Genomic DNA, 21,033 nt, shown 5'->3' on the forward strand with positions numbered 1-21,033 from the left:
CATTGATACTGAAGCTAGCTCGATAAAAAGGCCGCATAACTCTGAGAGTTACGCGGCTTTTTAATGTCTGCCGTCTTTTACCTAGCTAATATGACTAAGCCTCTGTTACTTCACTTTCAGGCTCAAGAATAGGATCAATACGCACAGCCGCCACCTTAAATTCAGGGATCTTCGCGTGTGGATCGGTCGCTGTGGTAGTCAAACGGTTAACCGGTGATTCAACAAAATGGAATGGAATGAACACCACGCCCTTTTGCATTCGCTTAGTGACAAACGCCGCGATTTCTATTTCGCCACGACGCGTTGATACTTTAAGCATCTGACCATTTGAGATACCTAACGCCTCAGCATCATGAACACTCACCATTGCACGTGGCCCTGCTAAGTTATCCAGCCCTTTGGTTTTACGTGTCATGGTTCCTGTGTGGAACTGCTCTAGAATACGGCCTGTCGTTAATACTAACGGGTATTTCGCATCCGGTAGTTCAGCAGCGTATCTAAACGGAATCGCCTCCATTTGACCACGCCCACGCGTAAATTGAGTCTGGTGCATGATACGAGTGCCATCTGGGTTGTTCTTATTACTTGGCCATTGCACGCCGTTGACCGTAATGTTCTCCCAACGTAAACCAGCATACTGTGGCGTGACACGCGCTATCTCATTGGTGATATCAGCAACGGTTTTATAGTCCCAACCACCGCCCATTGCGTTGGCTAGCATTTGGATAATCACCCAATCTTCTTTCGCTTCACCTGGAGGCAATACCGCCGGGTTAATACGCTGAACACGACGCTCGGTATTAGTAAAGTGACCAGACTTCTCAGCAAACGAGCAAGACGGCAGAACCACATCGGCATATTGAGCGGTTTCGGTTAAGAAAATATCTTGAACCACGAGGAAATCTAATGCTTCAAGACCTTCAATCACATGCGCTTGGTTCGGGTCACTCAGCACTGGGTTCTCGCCCATTACGTACAGGCCACGAACACCTCGATTACACGCACCATCAATAATTTCGGTCAGCGTTAAGCCTGTTTCAGCCGGTAAGTCAGAAACACCCCACTCCATCGCAAATTTTTGACGAACCATTGGGTTATACACTTTCTGATAACCCGGAAGGTTGTTTGGCAATGCGCCCATGTCACACGCACCCTGAACATTGGATTGACCACGTAATGGGTTGATACCACCGCCTTCAATTCCGATGTTGCCACACAAAAGCTGCAGGTTAGCGATAGAGCGAACGTTATCGTGACCAGTGGTATGTTGCGTAATGCCCATCGAGTAGTACACCGCTGTGCGCTCTGCAGTACCAATCAATCGTGCCATTGCGAAGATGTCTTCCGCTTTAACGCCAGTTACCAGCTCCACTTTGTCTAGTGAATAGCTTGGTGACATGACCTCTTGGAGCAAGGTATCAAAGCCGTCCACACGATCTTCGATATACTCTTGGTCGTACCAACCGTGTTTGATGATCTGCTGCATCACACCATTGATCAGCATTACATCGGTACCCGGTCGGTGCGCTAAGTAAAGCTCAGCATGGTCAGCAATATCGATTCGTTTTGGATCGGCAACGATCAATCTCGCTCCACCATGTCTCACCGCTTGCTTGATATGCGAGCCAATAATTGGGTGTGCTGACGTGGTGTCTGAGCCAATAATAAAGATCACATCTGAGTGCTTGATGCTTGGAATATCATTGGTCATCGCCCCGCTGCCCAGCGAAGCCTCTAAACCAGTAACTGTCGATGCGTGACAAAGGCGCGCACAGTGATCGACGTTATTGGTGCCGAGTTCACGACGTATGAATTTTTGGAAGGCATAGTTATCTTCATTGGTGGTTTTCGCCGACGAGAAACCCGCTAAAGCGTTACTGCCAAAGCCTTGCTTAATCGCAGTAAACTTCTCGGCAATGAGCTTAACTGCCTCATCCCAACTTACAGGTTGCAACCAGCCATCTTTACGAATTAATGGTGTGGTTAAACGCGCATCGCTGCCCACAAAATCGAAGCCAAATCGTCCCTTAACACACAACATGCCTTCATTAACCGGAGAGTCTCCGCCTTCGATATAGCGGATTTTGTTTTTCTGCTCATCGATATGCATGGTTAGCTTACAGCCCACACCGCAATAGGTGCAGATGGTATCGACTTTCTTGAGTACGTCTGTGTCTCCCTGCTTTCTATCACGTGCATCAACCATTGCACCAGTTGGACACGCCTGAATACACGATCCGCATTGAACGCAGTTTGAGTCGCCCATTAAGGTCTTGTCTGCGCCAAAGTTAGGACGACATTCGGGTCTTGATGCAGGTTTGCCATCCGATTGGTTCATGAAGCTTAGAACGCCATGAACATTCTGTTCTCGACAGGCTTGGATACACTGGCCACAACTGATACAGCGGTTGGCGTCAAAGATAATGAACTCAGAACTGTCATCAACCGAAAATTTTTGTCTTGTTAAACCGACTTTCGCTTCTTCTGCGCGAATCGCCTGCCAACTCTCATTCGAAGCCACATCGATTTTGTATTCTGGATGGGTTTGCGTTGCTTTGTATTCAGTCGAGTAGTCTCGTAGGTCGCAATCGGTATTTGCTTGGCAGCCACACTCTAAACATCTTGCAGCTTCAGCGATTGCATCGGCATTATCAAACCCTGTTTCTACTTCATCGAAGCTTTGTTCACGCTGTTCGGGCGTTAGTTCCGGCATGATCTTACGAGCCATGCGCTGTATCGACTGGTATTGCTCAGGATCCACCGCTTTGAGTTGTTTGTGCTTTCTTGAGTTAAACGGTTTAGCCGGAATATTTTCCATATCACCATGGAAGAAGCGATCGATCGCTTGTGCAGCAATACGCCCATCCCCCACCGCTTCGACTGCGGTTGCAGGGCCGCGTCGGAAATCACCAATACTGAAAATATTTCCGGTTCCGGTATGCATGGTTTGTGGATCAGCATCTGCGGTATTCCAACGAGTAAGAGGAATATTAATCGCTTCATTGTCCATAAAGCTCAGATCAGGCTTTTGCGACACGGCAGCAATAACCGTATCAAACGCTTCAACAAAGAACTCGCCAGTTGGTTTAGGGCTGCGTCGGCCTGAAGCATCAGCAGGACCCAAAGCCATTCGTTCTAATCGTATTTCTGATACATGGCCATTTTCATCGGCTATGTTTTCTGCAGGGTTGGTTAAGAAGTGGAACTTCACACCCTCATGTTCAGCTTCTTCGATTTCGTAATCTTCTGCTGGCATCTCATCTCGAGTACGACGATAAATCAGCGTAGTATCCGCTCCATCACGAACCGCTGTTCGAGCGCAGTCAATCGCGGTATTACCGCCACCAATTACTGCGACCTTTTTACCAGTGACATACTGCTGATCGGTCACGTAATCTTTCAGATAATCGACACCCAAATAACAACCGCCGAGTTCACTACCCGGGTAATTCATCTCGACCGCTTGCGATGCGCCAACCGCTAAACAAACTGCATCAAAATCGTTACTTAAATCAGACAGTGTAAAATCAACACCGAGTTTTTTACCGCACTCAACCACCATTCCGTTGCGACACATCAACTCGATTTCTTTATCTAGAATCGACTTAGGCAAGCGATATTCCGGGATACCGTAACGCAACCAACCACCCGCTTGCGGCATCGACTCATAGACACTGACATCATAGCCTTCGTTAGATAAGTAATAACCCGCCGTAAGCCCACCGGGGCCACTACCGACAATTGCAATACTCTTGCCTTTATTCGGTTTCTTAGCTGGCATGTAGCTCTCTTGAGCCGCTAAATCCGCGTCGGCAGCGTGTCGTTTGAGTTGGCGAATCGCGATGGATTCATCAACCAAGTTACGACGACATTCGGTTTCACAGAAAGCAGGACACACACGACCAATTGAAAGCGGCATTGGTAATGTCTTTTTGATCACTTCAATCGCTTTGATGTGATCATTTTGAGCAATATGGTGCAGGTAAGATTGGATGTCGACCCCAGCAGGACAGGCTGTTTGGCATGGCGCCTCACAGTCAGCGTAGTGATCGGTCATAATGCGATTCAACGCTTCTTGTCGATGGTTCGTTAACTGTTTTGACTGAGTGGTAATATTCAGCCCATTAGACACTTCAAGCTCACAAGAGCGAGTAACACCAACGCCATCCACTTCGACCACACACAGGTCGCACGGTACTTTATCCGCTGTTTTATTCAAACCACATAAAGATGGGATCTCCAAACCACATGTTTTTGCCGCTTCAAGAACGGTTTGTCCTTGCTCGACGATTCGATATTTCCCATCAATAACGATTTGAATCATACCTAAGTCCTACCTTTACCTTTCGCACACGCGAGTTATCAATAATTAAAATTCAAGTAATACAATATTATTAATATTATTAAATCTATGTCATTACCATACATTATTTGTGGTTTTGTGCGTGTGACCTCAAACAAGTTCCATTGATAATAACCATAAGGTATGAGTGGTCTTATCAGTATCGAAGAGAGGATTAAGCGGGAGAGGTTCTACTGTAGAAGTAAGAAATAAGGAATTAGATTCAAGGTACAAAAAAGCCCCTATTGATTAGGGGCTTTGAATAAATTTATTGAGTCGCTTTCGAGCTTATAGCTGAGCTATCAAGGTTATAACTCAGCTATCAAAGCTATTGTTCAGCTATCAAGCTTATTGCTCAGCTTCTTCAATAAGCTCTTGAACTGGAGATGCCGGTTTGTTTTGAGCAAAACCGCGCAGGCCAACAACATGTACGTGTTCGTGATCTTTAAAGACCTTACGAACCAGTTTGTAAGTTGTGCCTTTCTCTGGGCTGATGTTCTCTGGTGCTGCAATCAGAAGTTGCATACCTAAACGGTCACACAGTTCGAACAAGGTAGAGATAGATTTCGCATCCAAACGGGCTGCTTCATCAAGGAACAACAAACGACATGGAACGATGTCTTTGCTACGAAGTCGACGAGACTCTTCTTCCCAGCTTTGAACAACCATCAGTAGGATAGACTGACCGGTACCGATCGCTTCACCCGTAGACAGTGCGCCCGATTCCGCTTGTAACCAGCCGTCTGAACCACGGTTAACTTCAACACTTAGCTCTAGGTAGTTACGGTAATCAAGTAGCTCTTCACCCAGAACTTGCGGAGAACGTTGGCCCATATCGATATGTGGGTTAACACGTTGGAACAACTTCGCCATCGCTTCTGAGAAGGTAAAGCGCGTTGATTCGAACAAGTCTTTATGCTGCTCTTGTTGAGTCGCTAGACCTGATAGCAAGATCTCGTGGCTTTCACGGATCTTAACGTTCAAACGAACGCCCTTAACCTGACCAAAGTAAATGTTCGACAGACCTTGGTTGAGCATACGAATACGGTTCTGCTCACGCTGAATCGTTTTCTTGATGATGCTTGCTACCGATTCAGAGCTGATCGCTAAGCGGTTTTCACGCTGCGTCAATTCTTCTGTTAGACGAGCAAGCTCAACTTCCATCTCTTCGATTGCTTCAACCGGATCATCCGTATGAATGATGTCTTGGCGAATACGCTCACGAAGGTGCTGGTAAACCGCAATGTAGAACAGGACTTTACGCTCTGGATGCGCGTTGTCTTCAGATAGACGCAGCGAATCACGTAGGTCGTCATTATCAGCCACAGCCAGACGTAGCGCACCCAGTGATTTATCCGACATAGAGCGAAGCTCGCCCGCCGTTAGGTAAGCCAGTTCACGCTTGTGCAGACGACGTTCAACATCATTTTCACGAGCTAAGCGAAGTACTGAACACCAACCTGCTTTTGCTGCAACAACGAAGGTACGAAGTTCTATGTACTCTTTCTGAACTTTCTTAAGACGCTTAGCTAGGGCTTTCATCTCAAGTTCTGTTGACGTAATCGTACGCTCGTATTCGCTCTTACGGCTGCGAGATGTGTGTAGACGCTCTTGAAGCTCGTCACGACGACGTACAGCACGCTCTTCAGCGCCTTCATCAGCGTTTACGCCAAACTCTTGTAGCTCTTGTTTGAACTCTTGAACCGTCTCTTGCTTCGCTTGATGTGAGCTCTTCAGTGCCGCCAATACTTGGTTGTATTGGTTCATCTGTTCGCGAGCTTGCTTCAAGCCATCGCGGCCTTTGGTTCTTGCTTGTTCAGCTTGAACCAACTTCGCTTTTAATTGCTCGCTCAGTTCACTGCTCTTGTTAAGCAAATCAACAGAATCCGCGTAAGCAAAGTAGTGACGACGCTCAATCAAATCAGACAGCGCGAACACTTTACCTTTTAGAGTTTGTAACGCGTTATCGGCTTGACGATACTCGGCTTCCAAAGCTTCGAACTGCTCTGGGTCAGCGTCTAGTGCAGATACGATTTGCTCTAGAGAAGTAAGCGCTTTACCGTGCGTATTCAAGTAAGACTTAGCTTCACTTAAACGCTCTAGTTGTGCTTCTAATTCAGCTAAGCGCTCAGCCAATGTTTCGTCTTCTAAAATACGAACCATTGGAGCTAATTTATCTAGCGCACCTAGTGCCTGCTTGCTTTGTAGAAGCTGACTGCGTTGCTGCTGCTCTTTAGAGTTAAGCTCAGCCAGAGAACGAACAATTTGATTACGCTTATCACGAATCGCAGCAAGTGCTTGCTCTGGGTCTGCGTTAAACGCAACGTGCAGGTGCTTCGCAACAAAGCTGTTGAATGCTTGATATAGGCGATTCAGCTTTTGAGAGTCAAACGCTGCTTTCGCGTGGTTCTCAACAACAACGTCACGCTCTTCGCGCAATTTCTCTAGGCGTTGTTCACGAGCCGCACGGCCAAACAGTGGGATCTCAGGGAAACGTGAGTAACGCATTTGGCGATCGTTCAGCTGAACACACACCGCACCTTCAAGCTCATCGGCATTGAATGAACTGTCATCAAACGCGTCGACATCGCCTTCTAGGATGTAAAGGTCTTCTGGACAATCATCAAGATCCAGCAGCTTCTCTTTGATACCATCAAGATCCGAAACCACAATTGCGTGACGAGCTGGGCCGTACATCGCACTGAAGTACGGCGCATCACCAATCGTGATGTCATCGTAGATCTCAGAAAGCAGTACGCCACCAAGCGTATCCGCTAGGCCTTTCAGGCGAGGATCGTTAGAGCCACCAGGAGAAGCTAAACGCTCAATCTCTTGCTCAAGTTCAGCTCGGCGCGTTGCCAACTGATCTTTTGCTACCGCTTGAGACTTTTCGTCTTCAAGCACTTGCTGCATTTGAGTCATCACCGCTTGGCTATCTTCTAGCTCAGCTTCTGTTTGATCTCTCAGTGCTTCAAGTGCATCGTTTGCCGTGATCCACGCTGGAGCAATGGACTCAAGCTTTTGAATCTCTTGGTCGTGGTTTTGTTGTACACGACGTTGCTCACTCTTCGCTTCACGCAGCTCTTCTTGAGCGTACTCAAGAGACTCGATCTGCATCGCGTGACGTTCACGTTCTTCATCGAAAACCGCTTCGTCAGTCAGTGAGATGTTGTGTTGCTTTTGGTATTCAGTCGCAAGCTCTTTTGCTTGACGCTGCTGCGCTACATCACGAGCCATGTCGCGATGCTGAGCTCGCCATTGCTGTTCATTTTCAACAACGTGTTTTGCGTTACGGCCTTTCTCTAACGCTTGTTTAGCGCTGTGAGACGCTTCTTTACGCTCAACGTCACCCACAATACTTTTAACAAGAGCGAGCGCTTTGTCGAACTGCGCAGAAGCTGCAGAAGACATGTCTAGCTTGTGCTTAGTAGACAGTAGCGTCTGCGTGCTTGATTCTTCTTGTGCTTTTAGCTCAGAAACCAGAGTTAGTGCGCTTTCTGCCGTAATAGATTCATCACCAAGTAACTGCTTAGTTTTCTCTAATGCTTGAACCGCTTGCTGGTATTGAAGCGCACGAGTCTGCTGAACATCCAACGCTTGTTGGTAGTCAGCAAGCTGAGTTTTCAGGCTATCCACTTCTTCTTCAGTGATGGTTGCCTGCTCTTCAGCAAGAAGTACTCGCTCTTGAGCTTCTTCAACCACCATCATTTGCTCTTCTAGACGCTCGTTAAGCTCCTCTAGATCTTCGCTGTAGCGGGCAATTTTCTCTTGCTGACGAAGTGCAGTTTGAACTAATTGCAGATGATCCGAAGCCGCTTGGTAATCTTGCTCTAGTGCTGATTCTTGATCGACAAGTAACTCTAGTTCTTCTTGAACGCGGTTCAACAAGTTGTTTTGATCAAGCAAGGTTTCACGAGAACCAAACAGCTCACCACGGAACTTCATGGTTTGATCAAGCTTGTTGCGACGATCGTTAGCATGGCGCATGTAATCTGCTGCCACGTAGTTCGTAGATTCAGTGATCAAGTGCTTAAACAAATCACGATCCGACTGAGTCGTTTTGATCGCTTCTAGCGTCATACGGTTTTCGCGTAGTGCTGATTCCATGTCTTGGAACGCTTTCTTCACACCACCATTTTGCGGTAGAAGGTAATCACGCAGAGAGCGCGTAATCGCACTAGAGATACCACCGTAAAGCGATGCTTCAATTAAGCGGTAGAACTTAGAACGGTCGCTGCTGTTACGCAGTTTCTTCGGTACCACACCGTATTCAAACATCTGCGAGTGGTAATCAACAATCGAAGAGAAGGCTTTGAAATGTGCGCCTTCGTATTGCGCTACCGCCGCTTTCACGTCGTTCAACTGGCATACGCGAGCGTGGCTGTCTGAAACGTTTTGAATCAACACATCCGTTGGTTTCACATGGCTTGGAAGGCCTTGAATAACAAACGGTTTGATATCGACTTTCTTATCACGACCCGCAACTTGCTGCAGTTTTACTGCAAACAATAGACGCTGATTACGAGAGTTCACAACATCTAGCGCGGCATAACATGCGCCTGGCTGAAGCTTACCGTAAAGGCCTTTATCACGAGATGACTGCGAGCTACCCGCTTCCGTTGTGTTACGGAAATGCAGAAGGCTTTGGTCAGGGATCAGTGCTGTGATGAATGCCGCCATTGTGGTCGACTTACCCGCACCGTTACCGCCAGAAAGCGTTGTAACCAATCCATCAATATCAAAAGTACGCGCAAAGAAGCCGTTCCAGTTGACCATGGTTAATGATTGATACTTACCTCTTTCAATCATGCTTCACCTTCTACTTTTGTTTGTTCGCCAGCGTTTGACTCAAGGTCAAAGTCAGCTTGATCGTTAAAAATGTCTTGTTGACCGTTTTCGTCTACGTCTGCATCTACTTCTGATGTGGCTTCCGCTTGTTCTTCATTCAACAAACTACCTTGGTTAGGTTCTTGGGTATGAACCACAGCTTCACCGTCACGGATAAGACGCAATTGCGCTTCTTTCATATCGTCGCCAACACGAACGTCAGCGCCAAAACGGAATACCGCTTCGCTGATACGGAACTTGCCCGTTTCACCAATCGCAATCAACATGCCGATACGGCGTAAACGACGCAGAGAAGTACGTACTTTTTCGAACAGCTTTTCTTTGTCTAAGTCAGAACCAGACGCACGGTTGGTTGCTAGCTTCATGAGTTTTTTCTCATCCGCTAACGACATCAATTCATCAAACAATTCTTGGTTGGTGAAGATACCTTCATGAGCCAGACGTTCTGGGCTTAGGTATAAGAAACACAACACCTTACCAACCAACATGTCGAGCTCAGATAACACACTACGACCAATCAGAGACGTAGAACGCGGACGCAAGTAAAAGAAACCTTCCGGCGCTTTTACCAATTCCGTATTGTAGCGTTGATAGAAATGCTGAAGTTCCACTTCGAAATCAGACAGCAACGCGTGGTTATCTAGATCTTCTGTTGAAACATGCTTACCTGAACGCAGCATGCTATCTAGCGCAGGGAACAGTGGGTTCGCTATCGCTTTTACCAGTTTCTCTGGCATGTAATCATCAGTACTTGTTAATGACATTTGCTTGTACCTTTGCACCGAAATCGTTAATTGCCTGCCAATCTGGCTGAATAGCCTGATAGTCAGACTCTGAGTAACCTAAGCGTACGGCTTGGTCGACAACAATTCTGGCTAAATCAAAATGGTGTGTGCGAGGGTGTGCAGCGAGGTAATCGCGTAACACAAGGCCAAGATCAATTGGCGCGCCTTGCTGTTTGTGAGCTTTTAACATCTCTGCAATTCGATCTGAAAGCAGGTCATTCACTTGCTCAAATTCTTCGTACTCTACGTCGATTGGTGCTTGTCCCATCACTTCGTCATCACGAAGCACAAGCGCTTCATCACGAAGATCCGTCAGCTTCTCAGCATCGGCGTAGGTCAGTAACCAAGGCGCATCAAAGTAGTCGGTGACTGATTGACGCAAGCGCTGGCTAAAGGCACGGTTTTTATCCATATCAATCGCGGTACGAATAAACTTGTGAACATGGCGGTCGTAGCCGATCCATAAATCGATGGCTTGTTGGCCCCAACTGGTGATTCGATCGAGCTTCATCTGCAAGCCGAACAGGGTTTCGCCAACGAACTCGAGTTCATCGTCACCGTAGACAATTTCTTGAATATCGAGGATCTGTGTTTGCAGTTCATCACCCGCCGCTTGCAAGGTGTCTTGCAATTCTTTTAGCGTGGACGAGGTTTCTGAAAGCAAGGTTTCACAGTTGTTAATCGCCTCTCGCCAATCTTTGTTAAGAAGGTCGGCAATTTGTTGCTTAACCGTTTGCTGCTGCTCATCCATAACACGTTGGTTAAGATCAATCTGATCGAAAATTTCACCAACAGAATACTTGAGCACGCCGTAAACATTCTTTCTCCAATGTCCTGGAGTTCCGCCTTTTTGTGCTGCTTCAATGGCTTTTGCCATCTCGTCCGCAACCATAGAAAGCTGGATAGACAGTTTCAACTTAGAGAACTGACGGTGGCGTAAATAATAATCTGAAATACCAATCGCCAATGGTGATAAGCGATAAATACTCGCACCATCGGTGATTTCGCTGGTAAAGCGGCTAATCAACTTCTGTTTAACTAACTCGTTGATGGCATTGTTGGCACGAAACGCGGACGCTTCACCAGTATCTTCAAACAGTCGAGTGACGATGGTAAATGCATCGTGCAGTTCACCCTCGCCCAACTCTTCATCGAACCTTTCATTGCTTAGTACTGCGATAGCAATCAAAAATGCTAAGCGCTCTGGTGGCAAGTTTAATGAAAAATCATGCTGCTTGACCCAGCCCACCAACTCATCAATTGGCTGCTCTTCGGCAGTTTGAGTCATTTCACTCATTGTGGTTCCTGTTACTGTTCTTCGTCATATCGAATGTATTAGATATGACGCCTATTTCTTTATGACGCGGGCTTCTTACGATTGCATAGCGCATGTTGTGGCTTCTTTTACCACATTCACCGCTGTTATTGCGCAGGTTTTTGAGCCCAAACGTGAATATAACGGCCTAGTGACAGATATGGCTCTTGGCGACATAGCTGTTTTTCCAGTTCCAATACATCTTCAAATTGGTAATCGCCCATGTACTCCATATTACCTATGTAGTCACTGAAAGAGCGAATGCCTGATTTACCACAGATTTCTAGACCAGCGTCTTCTATCCATTGATAAACCTCTTCCGGCTTCAAGCCTTTTTGTGGTTGCAGCTTAAACCGTTTTCGATGTGGCATCCCATTCAATACATGAGGAATGTTGCCACAAATCACATTTTTCAGGACTAATCCGTGGTGGTTGTAAAACATTATCGAGGCGACGCCACCCGGTTTAACTTGTTCAAGCAATAAATCAAGTGCCTCTTTAGGATCGGCTAACCATTCCATTACGGCATGAAACATCACAAAATCGACTTTTTCATCGAGATGTTCTGCGACTTTTTGTACTGGTGAATGAATAAATCGATATTGCTCTAACAAACCCGCTCCGCTGATACTTTCTTCTGCGAGCTTCAACATTTCAGAAGAGAGGTCACACAGAAAAACGTTATGCCCAAGCGCGGCAATTTTTTGCGACATCTGCGCAAGTCCGCCTCCAGCATCAAGCACATGCAGCGGCGAAGCTGATTGCTCAAATTTGCTCAAAGCTTGTTCTAAATCTTCCCATACGATGATCTGACGGATCTCTCCTTTGTCAGAGCCGTAAATGTTTTTTGCAAATTTGTGGGCAATATCGTCGAAATTACGGTCTTCAGTCACGGCTACTTGAGTTATTATGTCCTATCGTGCCTGCTATTCTGTCACAGGAATTTCAGGAATAAAGAGGCGATGTCTCTTTTTACTACTAAGTGATGTTTTTTCGGACTATTCGGATATGTTTGAGCTGAAAAAAGTAGTGTCTTCGCTATTGATGCCACTGCCAGCAATGTTAATTCTCGCTTTTCTGGGTTTAGCCCTAGTGATGTTTACTACCAAAAGGAAGACGGGTTGCCTAATCACCCTTTCAGCCCTATCTGGTATTTTCCTAATCGCTTTCCAACCAGTTTCTAGTCAACTTTTAATGCCAATGGAAAGGCAACACACCGCATTTTTACCTGTCGATGAAACCGTCGATTACGTGATGGTTCTCGGAAGTGGTCACGTCGTAGACGACCAAATTCCACCGACATCAGAACTTAGCCGCACCGGCCTGATGCGTTTAAGTGAAGGGATTCGTATTCTACGCCTCTACCCTGGTGCAAAACTCATTTTGTCTGGCTATGGCGCAGGCACTGAAGTAAGTAACGCAAGAATGATGGCTAAAGTTGCACTAGCTCTTGGCGTAGCAAAGCCCGACATCATTCTGCTTGAAACCGCAAAAGACACTTGGGAAGAAGCCCGCCAAGCCGCTGCGTTCGTTAAGAATAAAAGAATGGTGTTGGTGACTTCAGCGAGCCATATGACTCGCGTACTGAATGAGTTCAATGCTGCAGGCATGAAACCACTACCTGCACCAACCAACTATCTTGCACAAGAAGGTATTGTTGAGCCTTGGAATAAGTACATGCCAAAAGCGCTATACCTTGAGCAGACTGAGCGTTACTGGCACGAAACCATGGGATTGGTTTGGCAAAGCCTGCGTGATTGGCTAGATACAAGCAATGACATTGTTGAAGAGCCTGTTATTCCAGAAGCTTCCAGCTTAATTGAAGATGACGGTGAAGTTTCTGCGGCCCAGCCTCAATAAGCCCATTAAATCTTTAAACTCATCTGAGCAGACAGAGTCGCCAAGTATTTGTAGATTCTCTGGTCGTTAACAGTAAAAGCTGAGTAATAAAAAAGCCGAGACATCAATGATGTCTCGGCTTTTTACGTTAAAATGTCGTTGTTGATTAATCACTCCCGAAGGAAATCAATCACCAGCGAACATGTAACCTTCACCGTGAACCGTCACAAAGATTTGTGGGTTCTTAGGATCGAACTCCATTTTTGCACGCATACGACGAATCAATACGTCGATAGTACGGTCATTAGGCGCGTCCACTCGGTGGCTAATCATATTCAAAATACGTTCGCGGCTTAATACTTGATTAGGGTAAGAAGACAAAGCCACTAGCAGTTCGTATTCTGCTTTGGTCAGTTTCACCGGTTCGCCGTTTTTGCTTAACGCGCGACGAGGGATATCAAATGTCCACTCCCCAAAACGAACCACAGACTCATCTGATGTTTCTTCGACTGCGCCCGCTGCTGTTTTACGAGCAGCAGAGATACGCCAAAGTAGGTTTTTAACTCGAACTAATAACTCGCGAAGTTCGAAGGGTTTAGTAACGTAATCGTCAGCGCCCATTTCAAGGCCAACGATCTTGTCGATGCTATCCGTGCGTCCAGTAACTAAAATAATTCCAATGTCTGATTGACTGCGTAATTCGCGAGTTAGCATCAATCCATCTTCGCCTGGTAAGTTGATGTCCAGCATAATGAGGTCAACGTTGTTTTCTTCTAACACGTTTCTCATTTGAGCGCCGCTTTCTGCTTCGCTCACTGTGTAACCCTCGTTCTGGAAGTATCCAACCAGTTTACTGCGGGTTACCACATCATCTTCTACGACTAATACGTGATAGCTCATCTACACCACTTTTCTTATTTAATAGTTTCAGTGACTATTCTATTCATAACTAGTAACAATTCTAGTGGTACAGAAGATAAAAGCCAGAAACATGGATTTTTTTTGATACAAGACAATCTTAAACCTTGCTATTTATCGTCCATCGCAATTCAATATAGGCATTACTACTAACGAGTAACTTTGCGTTTTGCAAATAGCCTTGTTATTCAGCCTTGGTGTGCTTATGCCCAAGTGACTTCAAGATGCATATAAGCAACATCACAAGACTAAGTCAGGATCTAACAAATGAAAGATACGAAAGCGTTCAACGAGCAAAGAGCAGAAATATACTGGTGGCTATCAAGCTTATTTGCCAAAGAGCTCACTCAAGAAGAACTCGATCACTACCACTCTGTTGAAATTCGTTCTTTCCTAACTGGTTTAGGCGAAAATGAGACACTAAAGCCAGCGATTGATAAGTTAGTGGATGCGCTGAACCGCCTACAAACACGTGAAGATGCTCAGCTAGAACTGTCTGCAGACTTTTGCGACCTATTCTTAAAGACAGATAAACACGGCGCTCTTCCTTACGCTTCAATGTATATCGGCGAAACTGGCCTCTTGAATGATAAGCCAGCAAAAGATATGGAAGAGATCATGGCTAAACACAACTTAGTCGTGAACCAAGATCTAAAAGAGCCAGCAGACCACATTGCTATTGAACTCGATTTCCTTGGTAACTTAATCATTCGTTCAAACGAAACGGATATTGAAGAAGAGCTAGAGAATTCATTTGCCGTTCAACAGCAGTTTATCGAACAACAATTGCTGACTTGGGTACCAAAGTTCAACGTGAAATGTCATGACGTTGATGAATTCGGTTTCTACGCCTCCGTCTCATCTTTGCTACTCGCATTCTGTCAATTAGACACTCAATATTTAGCCGGTGAATAGCTTATTGGATGACTAGGTAAATAAATTCAGCAGAATGTGACAATTCACCCGGATTTCTGGGTGAATTTTATTGCGAGTAATTTCTAGTCAGTCTAAAATTGTGACCGCAAACGATAAAATATGAAACATTCACGAAATGCTATGCTTATTAAAGTTCAGAGCATTTCGGTGTTAAGACAAGCCGCTCAATAGCGGTTTTTTGTTTTTTAGCACTTTAGTACCCAAAGAGCCCTACAAATTTAAGCTCTTAGTTAGGTAGCTTAACGGCTACTTTATTCCGTACTTTGGGAAAGTAGCTTCTAATAGGATAAAACCATGGCCACTATAAAAGATGTCGCTCGCTTAGCCGGCGTATCAACAACAACCGTTTCTCACGTAATTAATAAAACTCGCTTTGTTGCAGAAGCAACTCAAGAAAAAGTAAACAAAGCCGTAGATGAACTGAACTATGCACCAAGTGCTGTTGCTCGTAGCTTGAAATGTAATACAACACGCACTATTGGCATGCTAGTGACTCAATCAACTAACCTATTCTTCTCTGAAGTTATCGATGGTGTTGAAAGCTACTGCTACCGTCAAGGTTACACTTTGATCCTGTGTAATACGGGCGGCATCTATGAGAAGCAACGTGACTACATTCGAATGCTTGCAGAGAAACGTGTAGATGGCATCTTAGTTATGTGTTCTGACCTAACTGAAGAACTAAGAGAGATGTTAGACCGTCACGCTGACATCCCTAAAGTTATCATGGACTGGGGTCCAGAGAGCTCTCAGGCTGATAAGATCATCGATAACTCAGAAGAAGGTGGCTACCTAGCGACCAAATACCTTATTGAACGCGGTCACTCTAAGATTGCATGTTTAAGTGGCCACTTAGACAAAGCAGCATGTGTTGAACGTATTGCCGGTTACAAGCGCGCACTCAACGAAGCAAAGATTTCTGCTGATGAAAATATGATCATCGAAGGCAACTTTGAGTGTGATACGGCTGTTCTTGCTGCAGAACAAATCGTTGAGATGGAAGATCGTCCAACGGCAGTATTCTGCTTTAACGACACAATGGCACTCGGCTTAATGAGCCGACTGCAAGAAAAAGGCATCCGCATTCCTGAAGATATCTCAGTGATCGGTTACGACAACATCGAACTCGCTGAATACTTCTCTCCGCCGTTAACGACAGTTCACCAACCAAAACGTCGTGTTGGTAAGAATGCATTCGAAATTCTATTGGAGCGCATCAAAGACAAAGACCACGAAAAACGCGTCTTCGAAATGCACCCTGAAATTGTTGAACGAAGTACAGTTAAGACGTTAAATTAATTGATAATTCGAGTTTAATTTCATCAAGCGCACCTTTAGGTGCGCTTTTTTTATCAGCAACCATAATGAACCCTTATGCATAAATGAAAGATCATTAATTGAAGCAATGTCACATTTTGAAATATCAACTGTGAGCTTCATTCAACAAAAACTTTATTCTATTCAATCAGTCACGCACAGGGCAAACCACTCGAAAGAGTGAGACGCAAAGCTTCCGGCCTAAACCACTCGTTGGTATGGTAGCGGGGTTACCGATGGCAAAATGCAGTAACTACTAATAATTTAGTAATTTACGGCTTATTGACAATTTAATTGCAACATTTTGCTAATCTCTCGGACCTGCTTATTTGGTGGCGTAGTTCAAATACACCGAGATAAATAACATGGATAAACCGATACTAAAGGACTCGATGAAGTTATTTGAGTCCCTAGGAAAAATAAAATCACGCTCAATGTTTGGTGGCTTCGGTCTTTTTGCTGATGACACTATGTTTGCTCTGGTTGTAAATGACCAGTTGCACATACGCGCAGACAAAGGCACAACGAAACAATTCGAACAACAAGGGTTTCAACCATACGTCTACAAAAAACGTGGTTTCCCTGTCGTTACTAAATATTTCGCTTTACCTGAAGGCCTCTGGCAAGATCAAGAGAAAATCTTGCAGCTTGCAACCACGTCTCTAGGTTTTGCTAAAGAAGAAAAAGCTGAGCAGTCTTCTGCCAAGCCGACCCGACTCAAGGATCTGCCTAATCTTCGACTCGCTACCGAGCGTATGTTGAAAAAGGCAGGGATCGATTCTGTAGAACGTTTATATGAATCTGGCTCTGTAAACGCATTTAACGCCATCAAAGAATCGCATGCGTCTTCTGTCAGTATTGAACTACTTTGGGCGCTAGAAGGCGCGATCAATGGAACACATTGGTCTGTTATACCTCAGCAGCGTCGTGAAGAGCTTATCAATCGCGTCAATTAACTTTGTCAGTGCAATCTATATACATAACTAAGCCGCATTTTGAAGTGACCCCATAAAGTTGGACATTTCTGTTAAGCGGCTTTCAAGGCCTGAGTTCGATATTCTATCGGAGTCAGGCCTTTTAGTTTCACTTTTATACGTTTGGTATTGTAGTACTCGATGTATTCTTTAATTTGCTCTATCAGAGCATCTGCATCTTCAAAGCTTTGGTTGTGATACATCTCGGTTTTGAGTAAAGCAAAAAAGTTTTCAGCAACAGCATTATCCAAGCAGTTACCTTTTCTCGACATGCTTTGCGTTAACCCACTCTCCGCTACCTTTTTCTGATACTGTCGATGGCGATATTGCCAACCTTGATCGCTGTGTATAATTGGCTTTGAGTTGGGTTTAAGCGTTGATATAGCCTCCGTCAGCATATCCGTGACAAGCGGCAAGCAGGCATTTTTGGCCACTCTATAAGCTACCACTTCCTGAGTAAACAAGTCGACAACTGGAGACAAGTATACTTTCTGCTCTTTGACTTTGAACTCCGTGACATCAGTTACCCACTTTTCATCGGGTTGAGTCGCACTAAAATCTCTTTCAAGCACGTTGGGAGCAGCTGTTCCAGACTCTCCTCGGTATGAACGGTACTTTTTAATCCTGACCGTCGATTTAAGGTTGAGCTGAGCCATAAGCCTTTGAACCGTTTTGTGATTAAGCGCGACCCCCTGATTTTTTAGTTCTAAATGAATACGACGATAACCGTATCGGCCCTTATGTTCATGATAAATTGACTTTATCAACCGCAGCTCACGTTCGTAGCTATTTGGGCGCTTGCTCGTTTGAGCCTGATAATAAAAGACACTTTTTGCCAGCTGTAGAGTCTGCAGTAAGTGCTTCAACGGGTACTTGCCTTTAAGAGTTAGAGCTATGACCGCTTTTTCTTTGTTCGACGGTTTTTCCTGCTCCAACTCTTCCAACTTTTTAAAACAGCATTCTCGGTTCGTAAGTAGACTAACTCCTCTTTTAGCTCCTCAAGTGTCATTTCATTATCAGGCTTAGTGGTTCGTTGAGGTTGCTGTTTCATTGAGGGTCTTCCTTTCTGGCGCATTTTGAGCCCCTTGATACCGAGCTCATTAAATCGTTTGAGCCAGACAGAGAGTATCCCAGGGATGAGAGGTTTAATACTGCGCTAGTGTGCGTGAGAGACCATTCATTCGTCCACATTAAATTCAATGCTTTTCGTTTTGTTTGAGCAGTCGCGGCATGCTTAGTTGGTAAAAATGAATCAGTACCATGGATGGCAAAGACTTGAGCCCAATACCGTATCTGCCTTGAAGAAATTGAATATTGTTTTGCTAAGTAGAGAGATGACGTGCCATCTAAGTATTGCTTAGCAATGATACATTTTAGCTCTCGGCTATATTTGGACATAAAAAGACCCCCAATAATTGGTGTCCAACTATTGGGGGTCAGTTCATTTACTGCGGCTTTTTTTATATCTGATGAAAGTTAATCTATGCTTTGCCTGTCTATCTATACTATCGGTATGCATTGAAAATTTAGAGGAAGTATCAATGAGTAAGAAAATGATATTGGGTATTGTGTTGGTCGTAACCATCGTGGTGTTAGGCATCAATTTCGGCCAGTACTTAACGCTTGAAAATGCTAAGGCCCAACAAGCTGTGTTAAATGACTATATTGACAGCAACTTTATTGCTGCTGCCGCTATCTATTTTGTCGCGTATGTCATGATTACGGCTTTCTCCATTCCCGGAGCCGCTGTTGTGACCCTATTAGGGGCTGCGCTATTTGGCTTCTGGAATAGCTTGCTGCTAGTATCTTTCGCAAGTGCGATCGGTGCGACCTTAGCCTTCTTAAGTAGCCGTTACTTGTTGCGTGACTGGATTCAAACCAAGTTTGGTGACAAATTGGCGACAATTAACAAGGGAGTTGAAAAAGACGGCGCATTTTACTTATTTTCTCTGCGTCTGATTCCTGTATTCCCATTTTTCCTTATCAACCTATTGATGGGTCTAACACCGATGTCAGTGAGTCGTTATTACATTACAAGTCAGATCGGGATGTTACCGGGGACGGCGGTTTTCTTGAATGCTGGTACTCAGCTCGCAGAAATTGATTCACTTTCAGGCATCGTCTCCCCTTCAGTACTATTGTCATTTGCGTTATTGGGGATATTCCCAATAGTTGCTAAATGGTTGATGGGTAAGTTTCGTTCAGCGCCTGTGGCGGAATAACGTATATAGCTGAATAATTTATAATAGCTAAATAATTTATAATAGCTAAATAACACAGATAGCCGAATAAGGTTCTATTTCAATGAAAATCTTCAGTGCATCGAATCCGACAGAAGCTCATATCATCTGTGGATTGTTAGAAAGCGAGAATATCGCCTGTGAAGTCCGTGGTGAGGGGTTGTTCGGATTGAAAGGGGAAATCCCATTCACTGAAGAAACTGACCCTTACGTATGGTTATATGAGCCAGAATTGGCCAGTAAAGCTCGCATGCTCGTAAATGACTACCAAAAGCAGCAAGATTCGATCATCTATGAAGAGTGGCGTTGTGGTGAGTGTCATGAAGTCAACGAAGCGCAATTCGGTTCTTGCTGGCAGTGCGGTGCTGCCTCACCTGAATAGCAAGGTTTCAGTGACCTGATAGAACGATTCGGTCAGATACCTCCTCCAAATAAAAACGGGAAGCTAAAATTAGCTTCCCGTTTTTATTTCAATTCGATTAAATCATCTTTGATTTCACGCCTAGAAAATCACTGAATTTGTTTTTGAATAAACGCAATCGAACGCTGATTAAACTCTTCCGGGTTTTCCACGTTACATACGTGCCCACAATTCGGAATCTCTACTAGCTCGCTCGACTCATGCGCTGCGACCATTTCTTTTACAGGCTTAATAAACATGTAGTCGCGTTCGCCCATCAAATAAAGGGTTGGGATCGGCAATTCTCTGTCTTTGAAATACTTCATCAAGGGGTTTACATCAGCCGTGAGGATAAACCAGCGTTTAAATTCTTTCTGGCACAGTTTTTTGGCTTCGCGGATAAATAGGTGACGCGATTCTTTTTGGCTTTTTTGTGGCATCACAACGTAAGCAAAAAGACTGTACAACCACATATAAGGAATGATGTGCTTGCTGAGGTTACCTAACTTGATTAACACTTGAGAGCGAGTGTTGAGTTTAGTCACGGCACCACCTAGTACCATTGAACGTACACGGCCAGCCGCTAACTCGGCAACGTTACGCACAATAATCGTGCCCAAAGACATGCCAACGAAATGTGCAGAACGGATCTTAAGATGGTCTAACACTTTAAGAATATCAAGCGTCACTGATTTGAACGTATAACGATTCGAAATCAGCCCTTTAAGTATATTGTCTGATTTACCGTGCCCTCTCAGATCAATGAGAAGTAAGTTGAAATGCTGTTTATACGCTTTGATCTGCTTGAACCAGATGGAGGAGCTGCCTCCTGCGCCATGCACAAATACAACCCACTCATCGCTCGTAGGGTGAGTAAATGTTTTATGAAATAGTAAACTCTCAGACATACCTATCGCTTTAATTATTGGAATGGAGCTATGCCTCATCACGAGGCGATGACTAAGGATATCACGCTATTAAGAACTTTAAGTGATAATAGTGTCAAACCTATCATTAGTCATGTGAATACCTACCTCACCTTTTCTACCTGACTAAAATGAGTTTGCAAGCTTTGTCTTCGTAAACGTGATGTGATCTGACCAGGAAACAAAAAGGCAC

Annotated in this window: 15 protein-coding genes and 1 riboswitch; of the genes, 6 read left to right on the plus strand and 9 right to left on the minus strand. The window is 44.8% G+C overall.

Going from position 1 to position 21,033, the window contains the following annotated elements:
• Nucleotides 1–94: 94 nt before the first annotated feature.
• The 5 genes from fdhF to cmoM form a co-directional block, all read right to left on the minus strand.
• Nucleotides 95–4,324: a formate dehydrogenase subunit alpha gene (gene fdhF / locus OCV19_RS10385; protein WP_065676979.1), complete on the minus strand. Its 4,230-nt coding sequence runs from the start codon at nucleotides 4,322–4,324 to the stop codon at nucleotides 95–97.
• Between the two features lie 366 nt (nucleotides 4,325–4,690).
• Nucleotides 4,691–9,151, minus strand: a complete 4,461-nt coding sequence (mukB, locus tag OCV19_RS10390) for a chromosome partition protein MukB (RefSeq protein WP_065676978.1) — start codon at nucleotides 9,149–9,151, stop codon at nucleotides 4,691–4,693.
• Nucleotides 9,148–9,954 (minus strand): chromosome partition protein MukE, encoded by an 807-nt coding sequence (gene mukE / locus OCV19_RS10395; RefSeq protein WP_019821010.1) that lies wholly within the window; start codon nucleotides 9,952–9,954, stop codon nucleotides 9,148–9,150. The genes mukB and mukE overlap by 4 nt, the downstream gene beginning before the upstream one ends.
• Complete coding sequence (gene mukF / locus OCV19_RS10400; RefSeq protein ID WP_017055049.1) at nucleotides 9,935–11,272, minus strand: chromosome partition protein MukF; 1,338 nt, start codon at nucleotides 11,270–11,272, stop codon at nucleotides 9,935–9,937. Before mukF ends, mukE begins: the two co-directional genes overlap by 20 nt.
• 125 nt (nucleotides 11,273–11,397) lie before the next feature.
• Nucleotides 11,398–12,183: a tRNA uridine 5-oxyacetic acid(34) methyltransferase CmoM gene (gene cmoM, locus OCV19_RS10405; RefSeq protein WP_065676977.1), complete on the minus strand. Its 786-nt coding sequence runs from the start codon at nucleotides 12,181–12,183 to the stop codon at nucleotides 11,398–11,400.
• 115 nt (nucleotides 12,184–12,298) lie between these two features.
• Here cmoM and elyC point away from each other — a divergent pair, with 115 nt between their 5' ends.
• On the plus strand, nucleotides 12,299–13,150 hold the full coding sequence (gene elyC, locus OCV19_RS10410; RefSeq protein WP_065676976.1) for an envelope biogenesis factor ElyC: 852 nt from the start codon (nucleotides 12,299–12,301) through the stop codon (nucleotides 13,148–13,150).
• A gap of 165 nt (nucleotides 13,151–13,315) precedes the next feature.
• On the opposite strand, the gene torR is transcribed toward elyC, so the two are convergent.
• A complete protein-coding gene (torR, locus tag OCV19_RS10415) occupies nucleotides 13,316–14,029 on the minus strand; it encodes a two-component system response regulator TorR (protein WP_017067841.1) in 714 nt (237 codons plus the stop codon).
• A gap of 285 nt (nucleotides 14,030–14,314) precedes the next feature.
• Between torR and torD the strand changes: the two genes are divergently transcribed.
• The 3 genes from torD (at nucleotide 14,315) to OCV19_RS10430 (ending at nucleotide 17,256) form a co-directional block, all read left to right on the plus strand.
• A complete protein-coding gene (gene torD, locus OCV19_RS10420) occupies nucleotides 14,315–14,962 on the plus strand; it encodes a molecular chaperone TorD (RefSeq protein WP_019820999.1) in 648 nt (215 codons plus the stop codon).
• 315 nt (nucleotides 14,963–15,277) lie between these two features.
• Nucleotides 15,278–16,282, plus strand: coding sequence for an HTH-type transcriptional repressor PurR (gene purR, locus OCV19_RS10425; RefSeq protein ID WP_017062096.1), 1,005 nt, complete (start codon nucleotides 15,278–15,280; stop codon nucleotides 16,280–16,282).
• 170 nt (nucleotides 16,283–16,452) lie between these two features.
• Nucleotides 16,453–16,538, plus strand: a riboswitch (cyclic di-GMP riboswitch).
• Between the two features lie 127 nt (nucleotides 16,539–16,665).
• A complete protein-coding gene (locus OCV19_RS10430) occupies nucleotides 16,666–17,256 on the plus strand; it encodes a TfoX/Sxy family DNA transformation protein (protein ID WP_019820997.1) in 591 nt (196 codons plus the stop codon).
• Nucleotides 17,257–17,327: 71 nt separating this feature from the next.
• On the opposite strand, the gene OCV19_RS10435 is transcribed toward OCV19_RS10430, so the two are convergent.
• Nucleotides 17,328–18,209 (minus strand): IS3 family transposase, encoded by an 882-nt coding sequence (locus tag OCV19_RS10435; RefSeq protein ID WP_261875669.1) that lies wholly within the window; start codon nucleotides 18,207–18,209, stop codon nucleotides 17,328–17,330.
• A 112-nt stretch (nucleotides 18,210–18,321) separates the two neighbouring features.
• Nucleotides 18,322–18,672 (minus strand): transposase, encoded by a 351-nt coding sequence (locus tag OCV19_RS10440; RefSeq protein WP_261875670.1) that lies wholly within the window; start codon nucleotides 18,670–18,672, stop codon nucleotides 18,322–18,324.
• 143 nt (nucleotides 18,673–18,815) lie between these two features.
• Between OCV19_RS10440 and OCV19_RS10445 the strand changes: the two genes are divergently transcribed.
• Nucleotides 18,816–19,496 (plus strand): TVP38/TMEM64 family protein, encoded by a 681-nt coding sequence (locus tag OCV19_RS10445; RefSeq protein WP_048664679.1) that lies wholly within the window; start codon nucleotides 18,816–18,818, stop codon nucleotides 19,494–19,496.
• Between the two features lie 82 nt (nucleotides 19,497–19,578).
• The gene (locus OCV19_RS10450) at nucleotides 19,579–19,896 is read left to right on the plus strand and encodes a putative signal transducing protein (RefSeq protein WP_017062099.1); all 318 of its coding nucleotides are present in this window, start codon (nucleotides 19,579–19,581) and stop codon (nucleotides 19,894–19,896) included.
• Nucleotides 19,897–20,024: 128 nt separating this feature from the next.
• Here OCV19_RS10450 and OCV19_RS10455 read toward each other — a convergent pair whose 3' ends face one another.
• Nucleotides 20,025–20,822, minus strand: a complete 798-nt coding sequence (locus tag OCV19_RS10455; protein WP_017062100.1) for an alpha/beta fold hydrolase — start codon at nucleotides 20,820–20,822, stop codon at nucleotides 20,025–20,027.
• Nucleotides 20,823–21,033: the final 211 nt, after the last annotated feature.

This window comes from Vibrio celticus (genome assembly GCF_024347335.1).
Classification (GTDB): domain Bacteria; phylum Pseudomonadota; class Gammaproteobacteria; order Enterobacterales; family Vibrionaceae; genus Vibrio; species Vibrio celticus.

What these genes read in the sequence shown, in the direction of transcription:
- mukE (WP_019821010.1), bottom strand. Translation starts at nt 9,954, where the DNA reads ATGTCATTAACAAGTACTGATGATTACATGCCAGAGAAACTGGTAAAA.
- OCV19_RS10430 (WP_019820997.1), top strand. Translation starts at nt 16,666, where the DNA reads ATGGATAAACCGATACTAAAGGACTCGATGAAGTTATTTGAGTCCCTA.
- OCV19_RS10445 (WP_048664679.1), top strand. Translation starts at nt 18,816, where the DNA reads ATGAGTAAGAAAATGATATTGGGTATTGTGTTGGTCGTAACCATCGTG.
- OCV19_RS10440 (WP_261875670.1), bottom strand. Translation starts at nt 18,672, where the DNA reads ATGTCCAAATATAGCCGAGAGCTAAAATGTATCATTGCTAAGCAATAC.
- OCV19_RS10450 (WP_017062099.1), top strand. Translation starts at nt 19,579, where the DNA reads ATGAAAATCTTCAGTGCATCGAATCCGACAGAAGCTCATATCATCTGT.
- fdhF (WP_065676979.1), bottom strand. Translation starts at nt 4,324, where the DNA reads ATGATTCAAATCGTTATTGATGGGAAATATCGAATCGTCGAGCAAGGA.
- mukF (WP_017055049.1), bottom strand. Translation starts at nt 11,272, where the DNA reads ATGAGTGAAATGACTCAAACTGCCGAAGAGCAGCCAATTGATGAGTTG.
- elyC (WP_065676976.1), top strand. Translation starts at nt 12,299, where the DNA reads ATGTTTGAGCTGAAAAAAGTAGTGTCTTCGCTATTGATGCCACTGCCA.
- torR (WP_017067841.1), bottom strand. Translation starts at nt 14,029, where the DNA reads ATGAGCTATCACGTATTAGTCGTAGAAGATGATGTGGTAACCCGCAGT.
- OCV19_RS10455 (WP_017062100.1), bottom strand. Translation starts at nt 20,822, where the DNA reads ATGTCTGAGAGTTTACTATTTCATAAAACATTTACTCACCCTACGAGC.
- purR (WP_017062096.1), top strand. Translation starts at nt 15,278, where the DNA reads ATGGCCACTATAAAAGATGTCGCTCGCTTAGCCGGCGTATCAACAACA.
- mukB (WP_065676978.1), bottom strand. Translation starts at nt 9,151, where the DNA reads ATGATTGAAAGAGGTAAGTATCAATCATTAACCATGGTCAACTGGAAC.
- torD (WP_019820999.1), top strand. Translation starts at nt 14,315, where the DNA reads ATGAAAGATACGAAAGCGTTCAACGAGCAAAGAGCAGAAATATACTGG.